Source organism: Streptomyces monomycini (assembly GCF_022271435.1).
Taxonomy (GTDB): Bacteria; Actinomycetota; Actinomycetes; order Streptomycetales; family Streptomycetaceae; genus Streptomyces; species Streptomyces monomycini.
Genome location: NZ_JAFIQY010000012.1, coordinates 26,236 through 44,404, shown reverse-complemented (window position 1 = coordinate 44,404; position 18,169 = coordinate 26,236). Strand labels below are relative to the sequence as shown.

The window sequence follows — 18,169 nt, the reverse complement described above, 5'->3', positions numbered from 1 at the left end:
ACGGGGTGCCGTAGTGACCGGCGACACGTAGCTTTCTGTCGAGAACATGACAACACAACCCGAAGGCACTCGCCCCGCCGGACCGGGCACCCGTCGTACGGGCATCCGGACCGGCAGGGCGGGCCTTACGCCTCAGGAACGGTGGTACGGGTTGGGGATGTGGACGTCGGCGCCCAGCTCGCGGGCCGCGTTGCGGGCGAAGTACGGGTCGCGCAGCAGCTCGCGGCCGATGAGGGCGGCGTCCGCCCGGCCGTCCACGATGATCTTCTCGGCCTGCTGGGCCTCGGTGATCAGACCGACCGCGCCGACCGGCAGCCCGGTCTCCTTCTTGACCCGCTCAGCGAAGGGCACCTGGTAGTCGGGCCCCACCGCGATCTTCGCACCGGGGGCGTTGCCGCCGGTGGAGGTGTCCAGCAGGTCCACGCCGTGCGCCTTCAGGTCGGCGGCGAAGCGCACGGTGTCGTCGGCGGTCCAGCCCTCGCGCTCGTCGTCCGCGTTCTCCGACAGCCAGTCCGTCGCCGAGATCCGGAAGAACACCGGCAGCTCCTCGGGCCACACGGCCCGCACCGCGTCCACGACCTCCAGCGCGAACCGGGTGCGGTTCTCGTACGAGCCGCCGTACTCGTCGTTACGCCGGTTGGTGTACGGCGAGAGGAACTCGTTGATCAGGTAGCCGTGCGCGCCGTGGATCTCCGCCACCTCGAAGCCGGCCTCCAGGGCCCGCCGCGCGGTCGCCGCGAACTGCCCGACGATCTCCTGGATCTCCTCGGCCGACAGCTCCGCCGGCTCGGCGGACGCCTCGTCGAACGCCAGCGGGCTCGGGCCCACCGGCCGCCATCCGTGCCCCTCACCAGGGGCGATCGGGGCGCCGCGGTCCACCCACGTACGCTCGGTGGAGGCCTTGCGCCCCGCGTGGGCGATCTGGATGCCCGGCACGGAGCCGTGCGCCTTCAGGAAGTCGGTGATGCGGCGGAACGCGGCGGTCTGCGTGTCGTTCCAGAGCCCCAGGTCGTACGGGCTGATGCGCCCCTCCGGGCTCACCGCCGTCGCCTCGGTCAGGATCAGCCCGGTGCCGCCGACGGCGCGCGAGGCCAGGTGCTGGAAGTGCCAGTCGTTGGGCGCGCCCTGCTCCGGACCGTCCGGCGCCGCCGAGTACATGCACATGGGAGCCATCCATATGCGGTTGGGGATGGTCAGCGACCGGAGGGTGAGGGGCTCGAACAGTGCGCTCACGACGGACTCCCGCGTTCGGTGATGCTTCGGCTTGACGCTTCGTACGATAACCCTCGTAGTACGGGGGCTGTCAAACTACGAAGGTTCTCGTACTTGCCGTGAGGGGGCCCGAGGGGCCACACGTCGGCGCACGCAAACGGGGCCGGCCCTCGATGGGTCCGGCCCCGCACGTCGTTCCACGGTTCCACGCCGCTGTCCGTCCGGCTCGCGGCGTACCCCCGTACCGCCGCGACCGGCCGTCCTGGCCCGGAGCACCGCCCTGGGCCGACTGGCTCACGATAAGGGCCCCCGGACATCTCGTTCGAGCGATTTTTGACGCCCCGGGTGAGCTCCGCCGCAAGCTCCGCCGCGGGACGCCTCAGTGTGGGAGATCCGGGCAGTGGCCGGCTCCCGGACCGCGTGGCCGTTCGGCCGCGGCCGTGCCGGACACCCGTAGGGGTGACCCCGCCCCCGTATCGCCGCCCCCTTCCGCGGCATCCCGAGGAGGACGCGCACATGGCCACGCGCGGCATCGACCACATCGGCGTCACGGTTCCCGACATCGACGCGGCGACCGCCTTCTTCGCGGCGGCGCTGGACGCGGAGGTCCTGTACGACACGCTGTCCCGGGAGGACGGCCCCAACGGCGGGGAGGGCGTCGAGCGGCGCCTCGGGGTGCCGCCGGGCACCGCGCAGGCGGCCATGCGGATGCTGGCCCTGCCGAACGGGCCCGGCATCGAGTTGTTCGAGTTCACCGGACCGCGGCAGCGGCCCCCCGCCATCCCCTGCGACCTGGGGTGGCAGCACCTGGCCTGTTACGTGGACGACCTGGACGCCGCGGTGGCGCGGGCCGAGGAGGCGGGCGCGGTGGCTCTCGGGCCGCCGCAGCCCCTGCCCGGGCCGGAGGAGGGGGCGCGCAATCGGTTCGTGTATCTGCGCACACCCTGGGGCAGCACGCTGGAACTGCTGACCTACCCGGATCCGCAGCCATACGAGCGGACGGCCCGCCGGTACCGGTGGCGCCCCTGAGCGCCGCGGCCGCACGGACGCGCCGGAGGGGGTCGCACAGAGAACCGATGCACTTGCAGTGTTTCGATCCGCAAAAGCGGGAAACACCAGAGTCGAAGCGTTTTGATCTTATTTGTGAACGAGGTGAGCTGCCATGGGAATCATCGCGTGGATCCTGATCGGGTTGCTGGCGGGTGCGATCGCGAAGGCACTGATGCCGGGTAAGGACCCGGGTGGATGCCTCGTCACCATGCTGATCGGCATCGTCGGCGGTCTGCTGGGCGGCTGGCTCGGCAAGGTGATTTTCGGGGTGGAGTCGATCAACGGCTTCTTCCACCTGTCGACGTGGATCGCGGCCATCATCGGGTCGGTGATCGTCCTGGTGATCTACCGCGTGACCATCGGCCGTAACCAACGGCACTGACGCGGCACGGCCGAACGACGGCGAAGAGCCGGTCCCCTGGTGACAGGGGGCCGGCTCTTCCCGTTGCCCGGCCGGCCGGCTCCGAGCGATCAGCTCCGAGCCGGCCGCTCGGAGCTGATCGCTCGGAGCCGGCCGAGAACGGCAGGCACACACATGCTGACCTGCGCGAACGGGGCGCCGGAGGGCCGTTGTCAGTGGTCGGGTGCAGACTGAACTACACCTGAGACAACGGCGTCCCGGAGGTGTTCGGCATGGCATCCGGCAAGACATCCAAGACACCGCACAAGACAGACGTCCTCCTCGCGGTGGGCACACGCAAAGGGCTGTTCCTCGGCCGGCGGCGGCGCGGCGACTGGGAGCTGGCCGGGCCGTACTTCGCCGCGCAGGCGGTGTATGCGATCGGCATCGACACCCGCCGTCCGACGCCCCGGGTGCTGGTCGGCGCGGACAGCACCCACTGGGGACCCTCGGTCTTCCACTCCGACGACCTCGGCGAGACCTGGCGGGAGCCGTCCCGCCCGCCCGTCAAGTACCCGCCGGACACGGAGACTTCCCTGGAGCGGGTGTGGCAGCTCCATCCGGCGGGCCCGGCCGCGCCCGACGTGGTGTACGCCGGGACGGAGCCCGGCGGACTGTTCCGGTCGGCGGACGGGGGCGAGACGTTCGAGCTGGTCCGCCCCCTGTGGGACCACCCGTCCCGGGAGCGGTGGGTGCCCGGCGGTGGCGGGCTGGCGGTGCACACGGTGATCACGGACCCGCGGGACGCGGACGCGGTGACGGTCGCGGTCTCCGCCGCCGGTGTGTTCCGTACGAAGGACGGCGGCCGCAGCTGGGCCCCGTCGAACAGCGGCGTGAAGGCCGTGTTCCTCCCGGACCCCGACCCGGAGTTCGGACAGTGCGTACACAAGATCGCGCAGGACCCGGTGGACCGGGACCGGCTCTATCTGCAGAACCACTGGGGCGTCTACCGGAGCGACGACGCGGGCGCGCAGTGGACGGACATCGGCGGCGGGCTGCCCTCCGACTTCGGGTTCGCGGCGGCGGCCCACCCGCGCCGGGCCGACGTGGCGTACGTCTTCCCCATCACCGCCGACATCGACCGGGTCCCGGCGGAGCACCGCTGCCGGGTGTACCGCACCGAGGACGCCGGTGCGAGCTGGGAGGCGCTCAGCGACGGCCTGCCCCGGGAGGACCACTACGGCACGGTGCTCAGGGACGCGCTGTGCGTCGACGACACCGACCCCGCCGGGGTCTACTTCGGCAACCGCAACGGAGAGGTCTTCGCCAGCGCGGACGACGGCGACAGCTGGCAGCAGCTCGCCTCCCACCTGCCGGACGTGCTGTGCGTACGGGCAGCCGCCGTCGGCTGAGCGGGGCGGCGGATCGGGCCGTCGGTTGAAGAGGATCACCCTGCGGCCAGTAGGGTGACGGTCGTGGCTGCACGACCTCTTCATGAAATCGTCGAACCCGGCTGGGCCAAGGCACTTGAGCCGGTCGCCGGGCAGATCGCCAGGATGGGCGAGTTCCTGCGGGCGGAGATCGCCGCGGGGCGTACCTATCTCCCGGCGGGCAGCAATGTGCTGCGCGCCTTCCAACAGCCCTTCGACGACGTCCGGGTGCTCATCGTCGGGCAGGATCCGTATCCGACGCCCGGTCACGCGGTGGGCCTGAGTTTCTCCGTCGCGCCGGACGTCCGTCCGCTGCCCGGGAGTCTGGAGAACATCTACCGCGAGATGGCCTCGGACCTCGGGCTGCCGCGGCCGTCCAACGGCGATCTGACGCCGTGGACGCGGCAGGGCGTCCTGCTGCTCAACAGGGCGCTGACGACGGCGCCGCGCAAACCGGCGGCGCACCGCGGCAAGGGCTGGGAGGAGGTCACGGAGCAGGCCATCCGGGCCCTGGTCGCCCGGGGCCGCCCGATGGTGTCGGTGCTGTGGGGCCGCGACGCGCGCAATCTGCGGCCGCTCCTCGGCGACCTGCCCTCGGTGGAGTCGGCGCACCCCTCCCCCATGTCGGCCGACCGGGGGTTCTTCGGCTCGCGCCCGTTCAGCCGGACCAACGACCTGCTCGTGCGGCAGGGCGCACAGCCGGTGGACTGGAGACTGCCCTGACCCTGCGGGATAGTGTGCCCGCATGACGAACGCGAACATCCCTGCGGGCTGGTACGCCGACCCGCAGGGCACGCCCGACCTGCTGCGCTGGTGGGACGGGTCCCGGTGGACCGAGCACACGCACGAGGGCCGTCCGGCCCAGGCGCAGACATCGGCCTCGCACAGGGCGGCCCAGCAGATGCCGCAGCAGGCCCAGCAGCAGCAAGCGCAGCAGCCGTCGTACGTGAAGGCCGGGCAGCAGAGCGCCCCTCAGCAGCAGGGCGGGCAGCCGCACGGCCAGCAGGGCCCCGGCCAGGCCTACGCGCCCCAGCAGCAGGGCGCCGGGCAGCCGATGCCGCAGCAGTACGCGCCGCAGGCCGGGCAGCCGGTACCGGCCGGGCAGCACGCCGGGGCCGGGCAGCCGATGCACGGCGGGCCGGTGCCGGGAGCGCAGCCGGGTTACGGGCAGCAGCCGGGCGGCAACCCGGGACAGGTGCAGTACCAGGTGCAGCAGCAGGCCGGGGTCGCGCCCACCGCCCAGGGCGGCGGGACGCTGTTCACCGAACCGGTCCTGGTGGTGAACCAGAAGGCCAAGCTGATCGAGGTGACGAACGAATACAGCGTCTTCGACCAGCACGGCAACACCCTCGGCACGGTCGTCCAGGTCGGCCAGAGCACCGCGAAGAAGGTGCTGCGGATCGTCTCCAGCCTCGACCAGTACATGACGCACCGGCTGGAGATCCGCGACGCCTACGGGCAGCCTCAGCTGGCGCTGACCCGCCCCGCGAAGTTCATCAAGTCGAAGGTGCTGGTGGAGCGGCCCGACGGGCAGCCGGTCGGCGAGATCGTGCAGCAGAACGCCATCGGCAAGATCAATTTCGCGATGATGGCGGGCGGACAGCAGGTCGGCGCCATCAAGGCGGAGAACTGGCGCGCCTGGAACTTCGCCATCGTCGACCACACCGACACCGAGGTCGCCCGGATCACCAAGACCTGGGAGGGCCTGGCCAAGACGATGTTCACCACCGCGGACAACTACGTCCTGCAGGTCCACGCCCAGCTTCCCGAGCCGCTGCGGAGCCTGGTCGTCGCCACGGCGCTGACCGTGGACACCGCCCTCAAGCAGGACGCGCGCGGATTTGGCTGAGACCGGGAGCGGTGCGGCAGGTCCGGCGCCCGGTCATGTCCTCGGCGTGGACTCGGGCGGCTCCGGGCTGCGGATCGCCGTCGCCCGTGCGGACGGCGGGGACGCGCGGCCGCTCGCCTCGTACACCTCCGAGGAGCCGATCGGCACCGGCCCGAACGGTCTGGACGCCCATCAGCTGCTCAAGCAACTGGTGCCGGCCGCGCAGGACCTGATGCGGGACACGGGGGCCCGGCGGTTCGACGCGGTGTGTGTCGGCGCCGCCGGCATGGCGTCGCTCGGCACGGAGCTGCGTGCCGAGCTGCCCGGGGCGCTGGCGGAGGCGTTCGGGGTGCGGCGGCTCGCGCTGGCCGCCGACGCCGTGACGGCGTACGCCGGGGCGCTCGGTCAGACGCCGGGCGCCGTCGTCGCGGTCGGCACCGGCGTCATCGCGACGGGCACGGACCTCACCGCGGCCGGCGGCTGGCGCCGCGCCGACGGCTGGGGGCACCTGCTGGGCGACTGCGGCAGCGGCGCCTGGATCGGCAGGGCCGGGCTGGAGGCCGCGCTGCGCGCCCATGACGGGCGTACGGGCGGCTCCCCCGCGCTGCTGGCCCGTATGGAGGCGCTCTGGGGACCGGCGGCCGAGCTGCCCGGCATGCTGTATCCGCGCACCGACCGGACGGCCGTCCTCGCGTCGTTCGCACCCGAGGTCGCGGCCTGTGCCGGGTACGACCCCGTGGCCGCGGACATCCTGGACAGGGCCGCGCGGCACCTGACGGAGGCGGCAGCGGCGGTCTGCCCCGCGGCGGACGGCAGCGTGGTGGCCTTCACCGGGGGCCTGCTGCATCTGGGAGAGCCGCTTCTGGCGCCGCTGCGCACGGCGTTCGACGCACTGCTGCCGCACGCCCGGCGGGTCGAGGCGGAGGGTGACCCGCTGACCGGGGCACTGCGCGTCGCCGCGGCGCTGGCCACCGGCCGGCTGCTCCTGCCCACGGACGAGAAGCTGCTGCGGGTCACGCGGTAGGGGGACGCGGCAGGGGGCACGAGGTGGCGCGGGTGCCCGTGGATGACGTAAAGCCGTAAAGCCGTGAATTCCGGAAGTTGTCATGAATGCCCGCTGAATCGTTCCAGCGACGGAGGGCCCGGACAGCTCGCGGGAGCGCGCCCGCCGGGCCGCGGACCGGCTCTCGCCGCCAAGGCCCCGACGGACTCGCACCGACGCTCGATTCGGGCTCTGACCTGCTCATACGGCGCGCGGGACAATTCGGGACGGATACCTCCCGACCCAGCCCTCCCGCCGCGCGGGACACCCCCGAGGCGTTAACATGCGACGCCATGAGTTCCCCCACTGGGCCCGCACCCGGCTCGCCCCGTTTTGACGAAGTTTCTCCGAGCTCGGGCGCCGCACCTGGCCTGCCTGTACGAATGCCGCGTCCCCGGCAGTCCGGTCGCCACCGCCGACCGGAACCCGTCGCCGCGCCCGAGGGCGCGCCCTCCCTGGTTCTCGCCGTTCCCGGCACCCCCACCCCCGCCACGCGCAGTCTGGCGGCGGAGGTGACCAGCATCGCCCGCTCCGAGCTGCCCGGCCTCGACGCCCGGATCGGCTTCGTGGACGGCGGCGACACCGAGTACCCGGCGCTGGAGGCCGTGCTCGCCCAGGCCGCCAATGAGCACAAGGCGCGGACCGGCGACGGCTCGCAGCCCGAGCGGCAGGGCCCGCCCGCGGTGGTCGTGCCGCTGCTCGCCGGGCCGGACAGCGCGCTGCTGCGGCGTATACGCCAGGCCGTCATGAACAGCGGTTCGGCCGCCGAGCTGACCGAGGTGCTCGGCCCGCACCCGCTGCTCGCCGAGGCCCTGCACGTCCGCCTCTCCGAAGCCGGTCTGGCCCGTGCCGACCGGGCGCGCCTGTTCACGGTCGCGACGGCCGCCGACGGCATCGTCCTCGCCACCGTGGGCGGCGAGGAGGCGGTACAGGCCGCCGGGATCACCGGCATGCTGCTCTCCGCCCGCCTGGCCGTGCCGGTGCTGGCCGCCGCGCTGGACGAGGAGGGCGCCATCTCCCGTACGGCGGACGAGCTGCGTTCCTCGGGCTCGCAGCAGCTGGCCCTGGCCCCGTACCTGATCGGCCCCGAGATCGCCGACGGCCTGGTGGGGGCGGCGGCAGCGGAGGCCGGCTGCTCGGCGGCGGAGCCCCTGGGCGCGTACGGGACGGTCGGCCGCCTGGTGCTGTCGAACTACGCGTCGGCGCTGGGCATCACGCTGCAGGCGGCGGGACAGCACGCGCCCGCGCGGTGATTTCGTCAGCCGGTGACCATGTGGCCGCACGGCCTGTCCGTACGACTTCCGTACGGACAGGCCGTGCGGCGGTTCAGGCGAAGACCACGCAGGAAGCGGCTGGGACCGCGATCGAACCGCCGGCTTCCGGTGTCCCGGTCGCGGGGTCGAGGGAGAACCAGGTCACGTCACCGGAGCGCTCGTTGGCGGCGTAGAGGTGCCGCCCTCCCGGATGCAGTGCCAGGTCGCGCGGCCAGTGCCCGCCGCACGGCACGGTGGTGACCAGGGTGAGGCCGTCCCCGGACGGATCGACGGCCAGGACCGAGATGCTGTCGTGGCCGCGGTTCGCCGCCCAGACGAAGCGGCCGTCGGGCGAGACGACCAGTGCGGACGGGTGGTTGTCGCCCGCGTCCGGGGGCAGAATCGCCGTCTCGGTCAGCGGCGTGAGGGTGCCGGTGGTGGCGTCCCAGCGGCACGGCGTGACCGTGGAGGCCAGCTCGTGGACGACGTACGCGTGGCCGCCGCGCGGGTGGAAGGCGAGGTGCCGGGGCCCGCTGCCCGCCCGCAGCCGTACCTCGTGACGGACCACGGGTTCCCCGCTCGCCGGGTCGAGTTCGCAGACGCGTACGGAATCGGTGCCCAGATCGACACTGAGCAGCCAGCGGCCGGAGGGGTCGGGTGACACGGCGTGCGCGTGCGGGCCCTCCTGGCGGTCGGAGTTCGGGCCGTGGCCCTCGTGCCGGAGCACGGCGGCGGGCTCCGAGAGGCTGCCGTCGGCCGCTACGCGCAGCGCGCTGACGCTGCCGGAGGTGTAGTTGGCGGTCAGCAGGTGTCCGCCCCAGAGGGCGAGGTGCGTGGGGGCGGCGCCCCGCACCGGTACGGGCACGCCGAGCGGCACCGGGCCGTTCTCGCTGAGGGTGAAGGCGGCGGCAGCGCCGTCGGACGTCTCGCTCACCGCGTAGAGGCGGTGACCGTCGGGTGAGACGGCGAGATAGCTCGGGTCGGACACCTCGTCGGTGGCGTGCAGCGGGATCAGGGCGCCTGTCTCCGGGTCGACCGCCGCCGTACTGACACCGCGCCCGCCCGCGGACGTGAACGACCCGATGTACGCCCGCCGTCCGCTGCCTGTCGTACCCATCGGCGTCTCGCCTGCCCTTCGTCCGCCCTGCGCGTCGTACGGAGTTGTAAGGAGTCGTACGCGCTGACGCTAACAGGCCGGTGGGGGTCTGCCGTCGGGTGCGGGCCGTCGGACGACGGGTCGCGGGGCACGGTCCGCTCGGTGGCTTCGTACCGGCCGGTGCGGCGTGCACCGGCCGGTACGGCCGCCGTTCCGTCAGGCGTCGGCCAGCGGCGGGCGCGGGGAGCTGCGCAGCGGGGCTGCCAGTTCGGCCAGGGCGCGCTCCAGGCTGTGCAGGTGGGCGAGCGCCGGTTCCAGGGCGGGTGCGTGCGGTGCGGTGGCCGCGGTGGCAGCCGCGACCTCACGAGGCTGTCGCGGAGTGGTGAGCGCTTCGACGGCGGCCTCCACACGCTGGCAGGCCGCGGTCAGCCGGGCGTCGTGCGACGCCACCGGATCGGCGGCGATGGACGCCAGCCCGCGGACCTCACGGGCACAGTCGTCCAGCAGCGCCAGCACCTGCCGGGCCCGTTCCCGGCGGGCGCGCATCGGGGCCAGCGGATGCACCAGCGGGGCGAGGGACATCCGTACCTTGCGGAGCAGCACCTCCAGCTCCGCGACGAGCGGGGCCGGGTCGGCGCTCTCCGTGCCCGCGATGCGCGCCGCGGCCTCGGCGGTGCAGTGGTGCACACAGCGCAGCGCGCGCTGGACCCAGGCGTCCGTCGTGGCGTGCGTGGTGACTGGCAGTACGACCAGGACGGCCAGCAGCGCGCTGAGCGCGCCGACGCCGGTCTCAGCCAGGCGCAGCGCGAGCAGCCCCGGGTCGAGGACGCCCAGCAGCCCGTACAGCAGGCCGACCATCAGGGTCACCGCGAGCATGTTCCAGGTGTAGGAGACCGGCGACGCGTAGAAGATCGAGAAGACGCAGACGGCGATGAGGACGGCCGTGGGCGCCAGGGCCCCGTGCAGGGGGACGGCGATCAGCAGGCCCGCGGGGATGCCGAGGAGGGTGCCGAGCATCCGGCGGAAGCCGCGCACCACGGTCTCGCCGCGTGAAGCGGTGTTGACGAAGATCCACCACATGGCGCCGACCGCCCAGTACCAGCGTTCGTGGGAGAGCAGCTGGCCCGCGGCCAGGGCGATGGCTCCGCCGACGGTCGCCTGGAGTGCCTGGCGGGTCGTCGCGCGGGCGAGTCCCTTGCCGCCCGGGAGGACGGGGACGGCGGGCGGCGGCGTACGGCGTTCGTAGCACCACAGTCCGAAGCGGACGACGGAGCAGGCGAGGAGCGCGAGCGCGGTGGCGGCGTACAGCTCCGGCAGCTGCTCGGGCACCGTACGCAGGAACTGGGCCTCGAAGAAGGACATGAACGCGAAGATGCCGAGCGCGTTGCCGCGCGGGCCCCAGCGGCGGGCGTAGACGCCCACGCCGACCGTGACGAGGAAGGCGATGTCCCGTACCAGCGGGTAGTCGTGCAGCAGCGCTGCGGCGGCCAGCACCGGGAACCCGACCAGGGGCAGCAGGGCGGTGGAGACCATCTGCCCGCGCACCGTCGAGTCCGCGACGGTGAAGAAGGCGAGCAGCGCGGCGACCCCGCCCACCACGGCACCGACCAGCGAGTGGCCGACGGCGGCGCACACGGCCACCGCCAGTCCGACGCCCACGACGGCCCGCGCGGCGCTGCGCAGCCGCAGCCGCCCCGGGTCCGGCGCCACGAACACCCTCTTCAACACGGTTTCCCACCCCTTGGCGATCAGTTCTGTGCTGTTCGACCCTGTGTCGATCAGCTCGGTGTCACTTCAGCTCTGTTGTCGTGCAGCTCTGTTGTCGTGCAGCTCTGTCGTCGTACAGCTCTGTTGTCGTTCGGCCCGGCGCTTCGGCTCCGCTCTGCGGCTCCGCTGCCTCGGCTCGGTGACGCGGCCGCCGGCGCGCCGCTCCGTGGGCGCGGCTCCGCGTCTTCGCATCAAAAAGGCGCCGCGGAGATCCGCAGCGCCATCGACTCGCCTATGACAACATCAACACTGCTGTTGGCTCAACAGAGCCGGAAAAGACTGTGCCATTGGCCCAGCTTCGACAACGTCGCCTGGGCCAGCAGGTGGCCATTGGCGCGAAGGATGGCCCGACGGCTCGAATCGTCCCCTTTCCGGGCCCGCGCCCCGCCCGCATCCCCGCCGTGCCCAGTTCACTTCCCAGTGCCGTACCCCATCCCCGTCTCACCGCGTCTCATCCACCCGTCCACATGACGGAACACCGCGACCGCGTGCAACGCCCACGCATTACCCTCGTCGTCATGTCCGCACCCGCACGCCTCCTCTGTCTCGCGCTCTTCGCGAACTCGGCCTGGTGCGTCGACGACGGGCTCTGTCCCCGCTGAAGCCTGCCGCCGGCGCCGCACCGAAGGCGCCGACGTCCGTGATCACCGCTTCCCCGCCCCCGGCCTTTCCGGGGTGACGTGCGCCTCGGGCACCCGGGGCACCGCCCTGTGCCGTCCCGCCCCGCGCCGCGCCGTACGCCCCTCCCCGCTGCTCGGCCCGCCGCTCACCGCTCACCTCACGGAGCCCGCTGTGACCACAGCTCCCCCTGACCCGCTCGTCGGAACCCCCCGCCCCGCCGCGCCCCTGCTCGCCCCCTCCCCCACCTCCCGGCCCCGGCCCGCCGCTCCTCCGGCCCCGCCCGTCCGCCGTCTGCCGCTCGCCGTCGGCCTGCTGATCGCCGTGGCGCTGGCGGGCCACGTCTTCGCGTCGTACGGGGCGAAGCCCGGCGTCCTGCTGCTGCTCGGGCTCGGGCTGGGGGTGGCCCTGTTCCACTCGCGGTTCGGGTTCACCTCGGCGTGGCGGCAGCTGGTCACCGTCGGCAACGGGGCCGGGCTGCGCGCCCACGCGCTCCTGCTGGGAACGACGGCCACGCTGTTCGCCCTGGTCATCGGCGCCGGCACCGGACTGTTCGGATCGACTCCCGAGCCCTCCGGCGGGCCGCTCGGCGTGGGGCTGCTCCTCGGCTCGTTCGTGTTCGCCGTCGGTATGCAGCTGGGCGGTGCCTGCGCCTCCGGCACGCTGTTCGCGGTGGGGTCGGGACAGACCTCCATCGTGCTGACGCTGGGCGGTTTCATCGCGGGTTCGACCCTGGCCGCCTGGCAGTTCGACCTGTGGCGGGACCTGCCCGCGTTCGAGCCCGTCGTGTTCGCCGACCACATCGGCTGGTTCGGCTCGTGGGCCGTCACGATCCTGGCGCTGGCCGCCGTCGTGGCCGTCAGCCGGGCGGTCCAGGCACGCCGCAACCCGCCGCCGACCGGCCCGGTGCCGTCGGCGAAGACCCGGGCCGCACGTGTCCTGCGCGGCTCGTGGCCGCTGGCCACCGGCGCGGTGGTATTGGCGGTACTGGGCGGTGGCGTGCTCCTCGTGTCCGGCGGGGCGTGGGGTGTGACCAGCGCGTTCAGCCTGTGGGGCGCGAAGCTGGTGAGCGCGCTGGGTGGGCATCCGGAGACCTGGTCGTACTGGCAGAAGCCTGCGAACGCCCACACGCTGTCCAGCCCCGTACTGGCCGACAAGACCAGCCTCACCGACATCGGCATCATGATCGGCGCGGCGGTGGCGGCCGCTCTGGGCGGCACCTGGGCCCTGCACCGGGGCACCCCCTGGCGCACCGCGGTCGCGGCGGTCGCGGGCGGCGTGCTGATGGGCATCGGTGCCCGGCTGGCCGGCGGCTGCAACATCGGTGCCTACCTCGCCGGCATCGCCTCCGGCAGCCTGCACGGCTGGATCTGGGGTGCGACGGCACTGCTCGGCACCTGGGCAGGTCTGAAACTGCGGCCCGTCTTCCGGCTGGCCAACCCGAAGCCCGGCGACGGTGTCTGCTGACAGATGACGGTGAATGACAGCCGACAGGTGACGGCGGCCGGCGCCGGCGCCTGAGGGCCGCCGGCTGCCGGCCGCTGGCCGCTGGCCGCTGGCCGCTGGCCGGGCGACCACTACGCGGTGGCTTCCAGCCCTGGCCACCGACCGCCCCTACACGCCACCAACTGGGCCGTTGGTACAGTCGTCGAACCCCGTACCGCCCCCGAGGAGGCCGTTGGCCCATGGCCGTGGACACGCTCGACGCGAAGATCCTGCGGCTGCTGCTGGAGCAGCCGCGCACCAGCGTGCGGGAGTACGCCCGTATCCTCGGCATCGCCCGGGGCACCGTCCAGGCGCGTCTGGACCGGCTGGAGCGGGACGGGGTGATCACCGCGTACGGGCCCCGCCTCTCGCCCGCCGCGCTCGGCCATCCCGTGCTCGCCTTCGTGCACATCGAGGTCACCCAGGGGCACCTGGAAGACGTCGCCGACGAGCTGGCCGAGGTACCGGAGATCATCGAGGCGTTCTCCACGACCGGCGGCGGCGACCTGATCACACGGGTCGTCGCCCGGGACGCGGCGCACCTGGAGGACGTGATCCAGCGGCTGATCAAGATGTCGGGCGTGGTCCGTACGCGGACCGAGGTGGCCCTGCGGGAACGGGTGCCGCACCGGATGCTGCCGCTGGTCGAAGCGGTGGGCGGGACCACCGGGCCGCGCTGACAGGCGCCTTGGCATGCTGGCCCCATGAGCATTTCCGCCGGCGCTTCCCCCGCCACTCCTCCCGCCGCTTCCCCCTCGCCCGTCATCTTCGACCTGGACGGCACGCTCGTGGACAGCGAGCCGAACTACTACGAGGCGGGACGCAGGGTCCTCGCCCAGTACGGCGTCACCGACTTCACCTGGGAACACCACACCCGCTTCATCGGCATCGGCACCCGCGAGACCCTGGAGACGCTCCAGCGGGAGTACGGCATCGACGCGCCCGTCGACGAGCTGCTGGCCGGCAAGAACCGCGCCTACCTCGAACTGGCCCGGGCGCACACCGAGGTCTTCCCCGAGATGCGGACGTTCGTGGAGCGGCTGCACACGGCCGGGCACCCGATGGCGGTGGCCTCCGGCTCCTCGCGGTCCGCGATCGAGACGGTGCTCGCGGCCACCGGCCTGGACGCGTGGCTGACGGTTCTCGTCTCCGCCGAGGAGGTCGCGCAGGGCAAGCCGGCGCCCGACGTCTTCCTGGAAGCGGCACGGCGGCTGGGTGCCGCGCCGGAGACCTGCGTGGTGCTGGAGGACGCGCCGCCCGGCGCCGAGGCGGCACGCCGGGCCGGGATGCGGTGCGTGGCGATCCCGTACGTACCGGAGACGGCGACGGACCCGGCGTTCGGCAGCGCGAGACTGTTCCTGCCGGGCGGACAGAAGGATTTCACGGCGGACGCCGCGCACCGGTGGATCACGAAGGACGAGAAGTACGAGGACCGGCGGGTCCGGTAGTCCTTTGCCCGTGGGATCACGGAGCGTGCGCTCCGCCATGTGCAGCAATGCTGCCGGCCCGCGGACCGGCGCCCTGCCACAGCTGGTGAACGCGCCCGGGGCCCCGGAAGGAAGCGCTTCCCGGAGGCTGGCGGAGTCGGCCCCGCACCCGTGCGGGAGCCCGCCGGCACCGGTTGGCCCGCCCCGCCCCGTATTCACCGGTTCGTGCGACATTGCCGTCCGGCTCATGCCGAGTGCCGCCCCGCCGGGCACCCCTTTCCTGCCACCCGCGTCCGCCACGCCCCCGGAACACCGGGGACGTCGCCGATCCGCCCACCCCGAAAGCAGGTAGGAAAGACATGCGTCACACAGCGCCCGTAAGGAAGTCCCTGATAGCCGTCTGCCTGGCCGTGACGGCGACCGCGCTGTCCGCGGCGGCCGCACCCGCCGCCACACCCCCCGAGCCGTCCCACACCTCCCCCCGGGCCGCGAAGGAGTACGTCTCGCTGGACACCGGTGTCCTGATCCACGCCAAGCAGTCCACGGCGTACCTGAACCGGCTCGACACCGCCATGGGAAAGCGGCGGCCGTGCATCGTGCCGCAGGTGAACAGTGAGTTCGGAGCAGGCGGCAACACGGAACGGGCCTGGCTCAACACCTTCCTGAAGAACCGGTCGGGAAAGAAGAGCAGCACCTACGCGAGCACCGCCGTGATCGACAAACTGCGGGCCCGGGCCGCCGCGACGGGGCAGAACCTGGAGGCCAAGGACACCCAGGTGGTCGGCCAGACCAAGATGCTGCGCCTCTCCCTGATCACCGCGGACGTGCGGCTCGCCAACAACCTGGAGATCATCAACCGGACGTACCCGAAGGCCTACCCGGTGGAGCGGCTGCGGTTCGCGAACCGCCTCTCCCCCGCCTCCCGGCCCTCGCCCGCCTCCCCCGTGCGGGCGGCGGCCGCGTGCAAGTGACGCCGGACGCTCCGCACCCCGCGGCCCGGCCCCGGGCCTGACGGCGGAGCTCCCCACGTGACGCGCCCGTGGGGAGCTCCGTCCGTGCGACGGCGACGGTGGTCCGGCGGACGACGAAGACCTTTCCCGCGACGGCGGCAACCTTCTCCGCACCAACGGCAACTCTTCCCACCCCGGCGGCGACCTTTTCCACCCCGGCGGCAACCTTTCCCGAACCGGCGGCAACTGAGGGGCTGACAGAGTGTCCCCGACCGAGAGAGCCCGCCCGTGGTCAGCCCCTTCCCCCGCATCGGTCACCGGCCGCAGCCGCCGCGTCCCGGAGGGCCGGCATGATCTCGTCCGCCGCCCCTCCGAGAAGCGCACGCGACGCCCCCTGCACCGCTGAGGCGTCGGCGGAGTTCCACGCCTTCTTCGAACGCCACCACGCCGAACTGGCCCGCCTGGCCCACCTGCTCACCGGGGAGACGGACGCCGCCGACGACCTGGCGGCGGACGCGCTGCTCGCCCTGTGGCACCGCTGGGACCGCGTGCGCGACGCGGAACACCCGGTGGCCTACGCCCGGGGTGTGGTGGCCAACATGGCCCGCGGCCGCATTCGCAGCACCGTGCGCGAGCGGCGCCGGGTCGCCCTGTTCTGGTCCCAGCGCTCCGAGCGGTCGGACGGCCCCGACGTGGCCGCCGTCGTGGACGTCCGGCAGGCGCTGGAGCGGCTGCCGTTCCGTAAGCGCGCGTGCGTGGTGCTGCGGCACGCGTTCGACCTGTCGGAACGGGACACCGCCCTGGCGCTGGGCATATCGGTCGGAACGGTCAAGAGCCAGACCTCCCGCGGCCTGACGGAACTCCAGCGGCACCTGGGCGCGGGGGTCGTGGACGACCTCGCGGGGAGGAGGAAGTGATGGGGGACGACGACGTGCGCGGTCAGCTGCGTGACGCGGCGCAGGCCCACCGCCCCGACCGCGCCCGGATGCTCGCGCGGGTGGAGCGCGGCATGGCGGGTTCCGCCGGGAGCGGTACGGCGTCGCGCCGCCGGTCGGCGCCGTACCGGTCGTGGCCGCGGGTCGCCCTCGCGGCCGCCGCGACGGTGGGGGCGCTCGTCGCCGGTGGTTACACGGTGGCGACGGTCGTGCAGCCTCCCGGCCCGGGAAAGGTGACGACGCGCCCGGCCGGCCCCGCCGGACCGGACGAGGACCGGCGCGCCTCCCCCGCTATTCCGTACCGCACCGAGGACGGCCCGCTGTGGTCGGACGGCTCGGTGGACCCGTACAGCAACACCTACTGGGCGCAGAGCAACGTCACCCTCCGGACGAAGCGGCCGCTGACCACGCTCACCGTGGAGCTGCGGATCGCCCAGACCGGCGGTGTGGCGACCACCGGTCACTGGAGCACGCTGCCCCCGGCCGACTTCACGGTGTCCGTGGACGAGCACGACGGTGCGCTGGTCTACCGGTGGACGCTGAAGCCGGGCCGGACCGTGCCCGCCGGGCGGCACGTCTTCGCGGGCCAGTACAACCACGCGGAAGGCGGCCGCGACGCCAAGGACGACGCGTACGCGGCGACGGCCCGGGCGCCGGACGGAGCGTCCGGTGGCGACCTGCGCGTACGGGGGGCCTTCTGAGCCTCCCCCGACGGACCCGCGCCGCGCGTCACTTCTTCGCGCGGCTCGGCTGCACCCGCTTCGGTTCGCCCTTCACCTTCGGGTGCTCCGGCGGGTAGGGGAGGTCTCCGAGCCCGTGCTCGCGCTCGTCGCGGTCGGCGAGTTCGAGCGCGGCCTCCAGGCGGCAGGGGTGCCGGTCCATGGTGGCGTGCAGGTCGCCCAGTTCGGCGAAGCGGGCCGGCATGGTGCCGAGGTCGAAGTCCTCCGGTACGGCGTCGGCCAGTTCCTCCCAGCGCAGCGGGGCGGACACCGGCGCGTGCGGGAAGGGCCGTACGGAGTAGGCGCTGGCGATGGTGCGGTCCCGCGCGGTCTGGTTGTAGTCCACGAAGATCTTGGCGCCGCGCTCCTCCTTCCACCAGGAGGTGGTGATCCGCCCGGGGTCGCGCCGCTCCAGCTCCCGGGCCACCGCGATCGCCGAGCGCCGGACCTGGGTGAAGGTCCAGTCGGGCACGATGGGCACGAAGACGTGCAGGCCGCGGCCGCCGGAGGTCTTGGGCCAGCCGGTGAGTCCGAGGCCGTCCAGGACGTCCTGGAGGGCGAGGGCGGCCCGTACCGCGTCCGCGTAGCCGGTGCCCGGCTGCGGGTCGAGGTCGATGCGCAGCTCGTCCGGGTGGTCGGTGTCGCTCCGGCGGACCGGCCAGGGGTGGAAGGTCAGACAGCCGAGGTTGGCCGCCCACAGGACGGCGGCGGGCTCGGTGGGACAGATCTCGTCGGCGTACCGGCCGCTGGGGAAGGAGATCCGGCCGGTGGGGATCCAGTCGGGGAGGTTCTTCGGCGCACGCTTCTGGAAAAACGATTCACCGCCCACGCCGTCGGGGTACCGCTCCAGCGTGGTGGGCCGGTCCCGGAGGGCGCGCAGCACGCCGTCGCCGACGCTTCGGTAGTAACGGACCACGTCGGCCTTGGTGAAGCCGCGCTGCGGGAAGTAGACCTTGTCCGGGTGCGACACCCGGACCGTCCGTCCCCCCACGTCCAGCTCCAGCGACTCTGCCATGC

Annotated in this window: 17 protein-coding genes; 13 read left to right on the top strand and 4 right to left on the bottom strand. The window is 73.2% G+C overall.

The window, feature by feature from the left end:
• Positions 1-132: 132 nt before the first annotated feature.
• A complete protein-coding gene (locus JXZ78_RS16440) occupies positions 133-1,233 on the bottom strand; it encodes an NADH:flavin oxidoreductase/NADH oxidase (RefSeq protein ID WP_030019133.1) in 1,101 nt (366 codons plus the stop codon).
• 495 nt (positions 1,234-1,728) lie between these two features.
• On the opposite strand from JXZ78_RS16440, the gene JXZ78_RS16435 reads away from it, so the two are divergent.
• From JXZ78_RS16435 to JXZ78_RS16405, 7 genes are all read left to right on the top strand, one after another.
• Positions 1,729-2,241 (top strand): VOC family protein, encoded by a 513-nt coding sequence (locus JXZ78_RS16435; protein ID WP_030019132.1) that lies wholly within the window; start codon positions 1,729-1,731, stop codon positions 2,239-2,241.
• Positions 2,242-2,374: 133 nt separating this feature from the next.
• Positions 2,375-2,644 (top strand): GlsB/YeaQ/YmgE family stress response membrane protein, encoded by a 270-nt coding sequence (locus JXZ78_RS16430; protein ID WP_030019131.1) that lies wholly within the window; start codon positions 2,375-2,377, stop codon positions 2,642-2,644.
• Between the two features lie 251 nt (positions 2,645-2,895).
• Complete coding sequence (locus JXZ78_RS16425) at positions 2,896-4,014, top strand: WD40/YVTN/BNR-like repeat-containing protein (protein ID WP_238783162.1); 1,119 nt, start codon at positions 2,896-2,898, stop codon at positions 4,012-4,014.
• A gap of 63 nt (positions 4,015-4,077) precedes the next feature.
• Positions 4,078-4,755 carry a uracil-DNA glycosylase gene (locus tag JXZ78_RS16420; RefSeq protein ID WP_030019129.1) on the top strand — a complete coding sequence of 226 codons (678 nt, stop codon included), beginning with the start codon at positions 4,078-4,080 and terminating at the stop codon, positions 4,753-4,755.
• A gap of 22 nt (positions 4,756-4,777) precedes the next feature.
• Positions 4,778-5,881: an LURP-one-related family protein gene (locus JXZ78_RS16415; protein ID WP_030019128.1), complete on the top strand. Its 1,104-nt coding sequence runs from the start codon at positions 4,778-4,780 to the stop codon at positions 5,879-5,881.
• Positions 5,874-6,884, top strand: a complete 1,011-nt coding sequence (locus JXZ78_RS16410; protein WP_030019127.1) for an N-acetylglucosamine kinase — start codon at positions 5,874-5,876, stop codon at positions 6,882-6,884. The genes JXZ78_RS16415 and JXZ78_RS16410 overlap by 8 nt, the downstream gene beginning before the upstream one ends.
• Before the next feature lie 401 nt (positions 6,885-7,285).
• Positions 7,286-8,155: a sirohydrochlorin chelatase gene (locus tag JXZ78_RS16405; RefSeq protein WP_030019126.1), complete on the top strand. Its 870-nt coding sequence runs from the start codon at positions 7,286-7,288 to the stop codon at positions 8,153-8,155.
• Between the two features lie 73 nt (positions 8,156-8,228).
• On the opposite strand, the gene JXZ78_RS16400 is transcribed toward JXZ78_RS16405, so the two are convergent.
• Entirely contained in the window at positions 8,229-9,272 is a 1,044-nt protein-coding gene (locus JXZ78_RS16400; protein WP_030019125.1) for a lactonase family protein, read from the bottom strand.
• Positions 9,273-9,467: 195 nt separating this feature from the next.
• The gene (locus JXZ78_RS16395) at positions 9,468-10,979 is read right to left on the bottom strand and encodes an FUSC family protein (protein ID WP_030019124.1); all 1,512 of its coding nucleotides are present in this window, start codon (positions 10,977-10,979) and stop codon (positions 9,468-9,470) included.
• A gap of 831 nt (positions 10,980-11,810) precedes the next feature.
• Between JXZ78_RS16395 and JXZ78_RS16390 the strand changes: the two genes are divergently transcribed.
• The 6 genes from JXZ78_RS16390 (at position 11,811) to JXZ78_RS16365 (ending at position 17,134) form a co-directional block, all read left to right on the top strand.
• Positions 11,811-13,103 carry a YeeE/YedE family protein gene (locus JXZ78_RS16390; RefSeq protein ID WP_238783161.1) on the top strand — a complete coding sequence of 431 codons (1,293 nt, stop codon included), beginning with the start codon at positions 11,811-11,813 and terminating at the stop codon, positions 13,101-13,103.
• Between the two features lie 218 nt (positions 13,104-13,321).
• Positions 13,322-13,801, top strand: a complete 480-nt coding sequence (locus JXZ78_RS16385; protein WP_030019122.1) for an Lrp/AsnC family transcriptional regulator — start codon at positions 13,322-13,324, stop codon at positions 13,799-13,801.
• 24 nt (positions 13,802-13,825) lie between these two features.
• Positions 13,826-14,569 (top strand): HAD family hydrolase, encoded by a 744-nt coding sequence (locus JXZ78_RS16380; RefSeq protein WP_033037378.1) that lies wholly within the window; start codon positions 13,826-13,828, stop codon positions 14,567-14,569.
• 338 nt (positions 14,570-14,907) lie between these two features.
• On the top strand, positions 14,908-15,519 hold the full coding sequence (locus JXZ78_RS16375) for a hypothetical protein (RefSeq protein WP_157851514.1): 612 nt from the start codon (positions 14,908-14,910) through the stop codon (positions 15,517-15,519).
• A 329-nt stretch (positions 15,520-15,848) separates the two neighbouring features.
• On the top strand, positions 15,849-16,415 hold the full coding sequence (locus JXZ78_RS16370) for a SigE family RNA polymerase sigma factor (RefSeq protein WP_030019119.1): 567 nt from the start codon (positions 15,849-15,851) through the stop codon (positions 16,413-16,415).
• Positions 16,415-17,134, top strand: a complete 720-nt coding sequence (locus JXZ78_RS16365) for a hypothetical protein (RefSeq protein ID WP_030019118.1) — start codon at positions 16,415-16,417, stop codon at positions 17,132-17,134. The genes JXZ78_RS16370 and JXZ78_RS16365 overlap by 1 nt, the downstream gene beginning before the upstream one ends.
• A 28-nt stretch (positions 17,135-17,162) precedes the next feature.
• Here the strand turns inward: JXZ78_RS16365 and ligD are convergent, their stop codons facing one another.
• Positions 17,163-18,167, bottom strand: a complete 1,005-nt coding sequence (gene ligD, locus JXZ78_RS16360) for a non-homologous end-joining DNA ligase (protein WP_030019117.1) — start codon at positions 18,165-18,167, stop codon at positions 17,163-17,165.
• Positions 18,168-18,169: the final 2 nt, after the last annotated feature.

Coding starts and splice junctions, on each gene's coding strand:
- JXZ78_RS16435 (WP_030019132.1), top strand. CDS start 1,729: ATGGCCACGCGCGGCATCGACCACATCGGCGTCACGGTTCCCGACATC.
- JXZ78_RS16430 (WP_030019131.1), top strand. CDS start 2,375: ATGGGAATCATCGCGTGGATCCTGATCGGGTTGCTGGCGGGTGCGATC.
- JXZ78_RS16425 (WP_238783162.1), top strand. CDS start 2,896: ATGGCATCCGGCAAGACATCCAAGACACCGCACAAGACAGACGTCCTC.
- JXZ78_RS16415 (WP_030019128.1), top strand. CDS start 4,778: ATGACGAACGCGAACATCCCTGCGGGCTGGTACGCCGACCCGCAGGGC.
- JXZ78_RS16405 (WP_030019126.1), top strand. CDS start 7,286: ATGCCGCGTCCCCGGCAGTCCGGTCGCCACCGCCGACCGGAACCCGTC.
- JXZ78_RS16400 (WP_030019125.1), bottom strand. CDS start 9,272: ATGGGTACGACAGGCAGCGGACGGCGGGCGTACATCGGGTCGTTCACG.
- JXZ78_RS16385 (WP_030019122.1), top strand. CDS start 13,322: ATGGCCGTGGACACGCTCGACGCGAAGATCCTGCGGCTGCTGCTGGAG.
- JXZ78_RS16380 (WP_033037378.1), top strand. CDS start 13,826: ATGAGCATTTCCGCCGGCGCTTCCCCCGCCACTCCTCCCGCCGCTTCC.
- JXZ78_RS16375 (WP_157851514.1), top strand. CDS start 14,908: ATGCGTCACACAGCGCCCGTAAGGAAGTCCCTGATAGCCGTCTGCCTG.
- JXZ78_RS16370 (WP_030019119.1), top strand. CDS start 15,849: ATGATCTCGTCCGCCGCCCCTCCGAGAAGCGCACGCGACGCCCCCTGC.
- JXZ78_RS16365 (WP_030019118.1), top strand. CDS start 16,415: ATGGGGGACGACGACGTGCGCGGTCAGCTGCGTGACGCGGCGCAGGCC.
- ligD (WP_030019117.1), bottom strand. CDS start 18,167: ATGGCAGAGTCGCTGGAGCTGGACGTGGGGGGACGGACGGTCCGGGTG.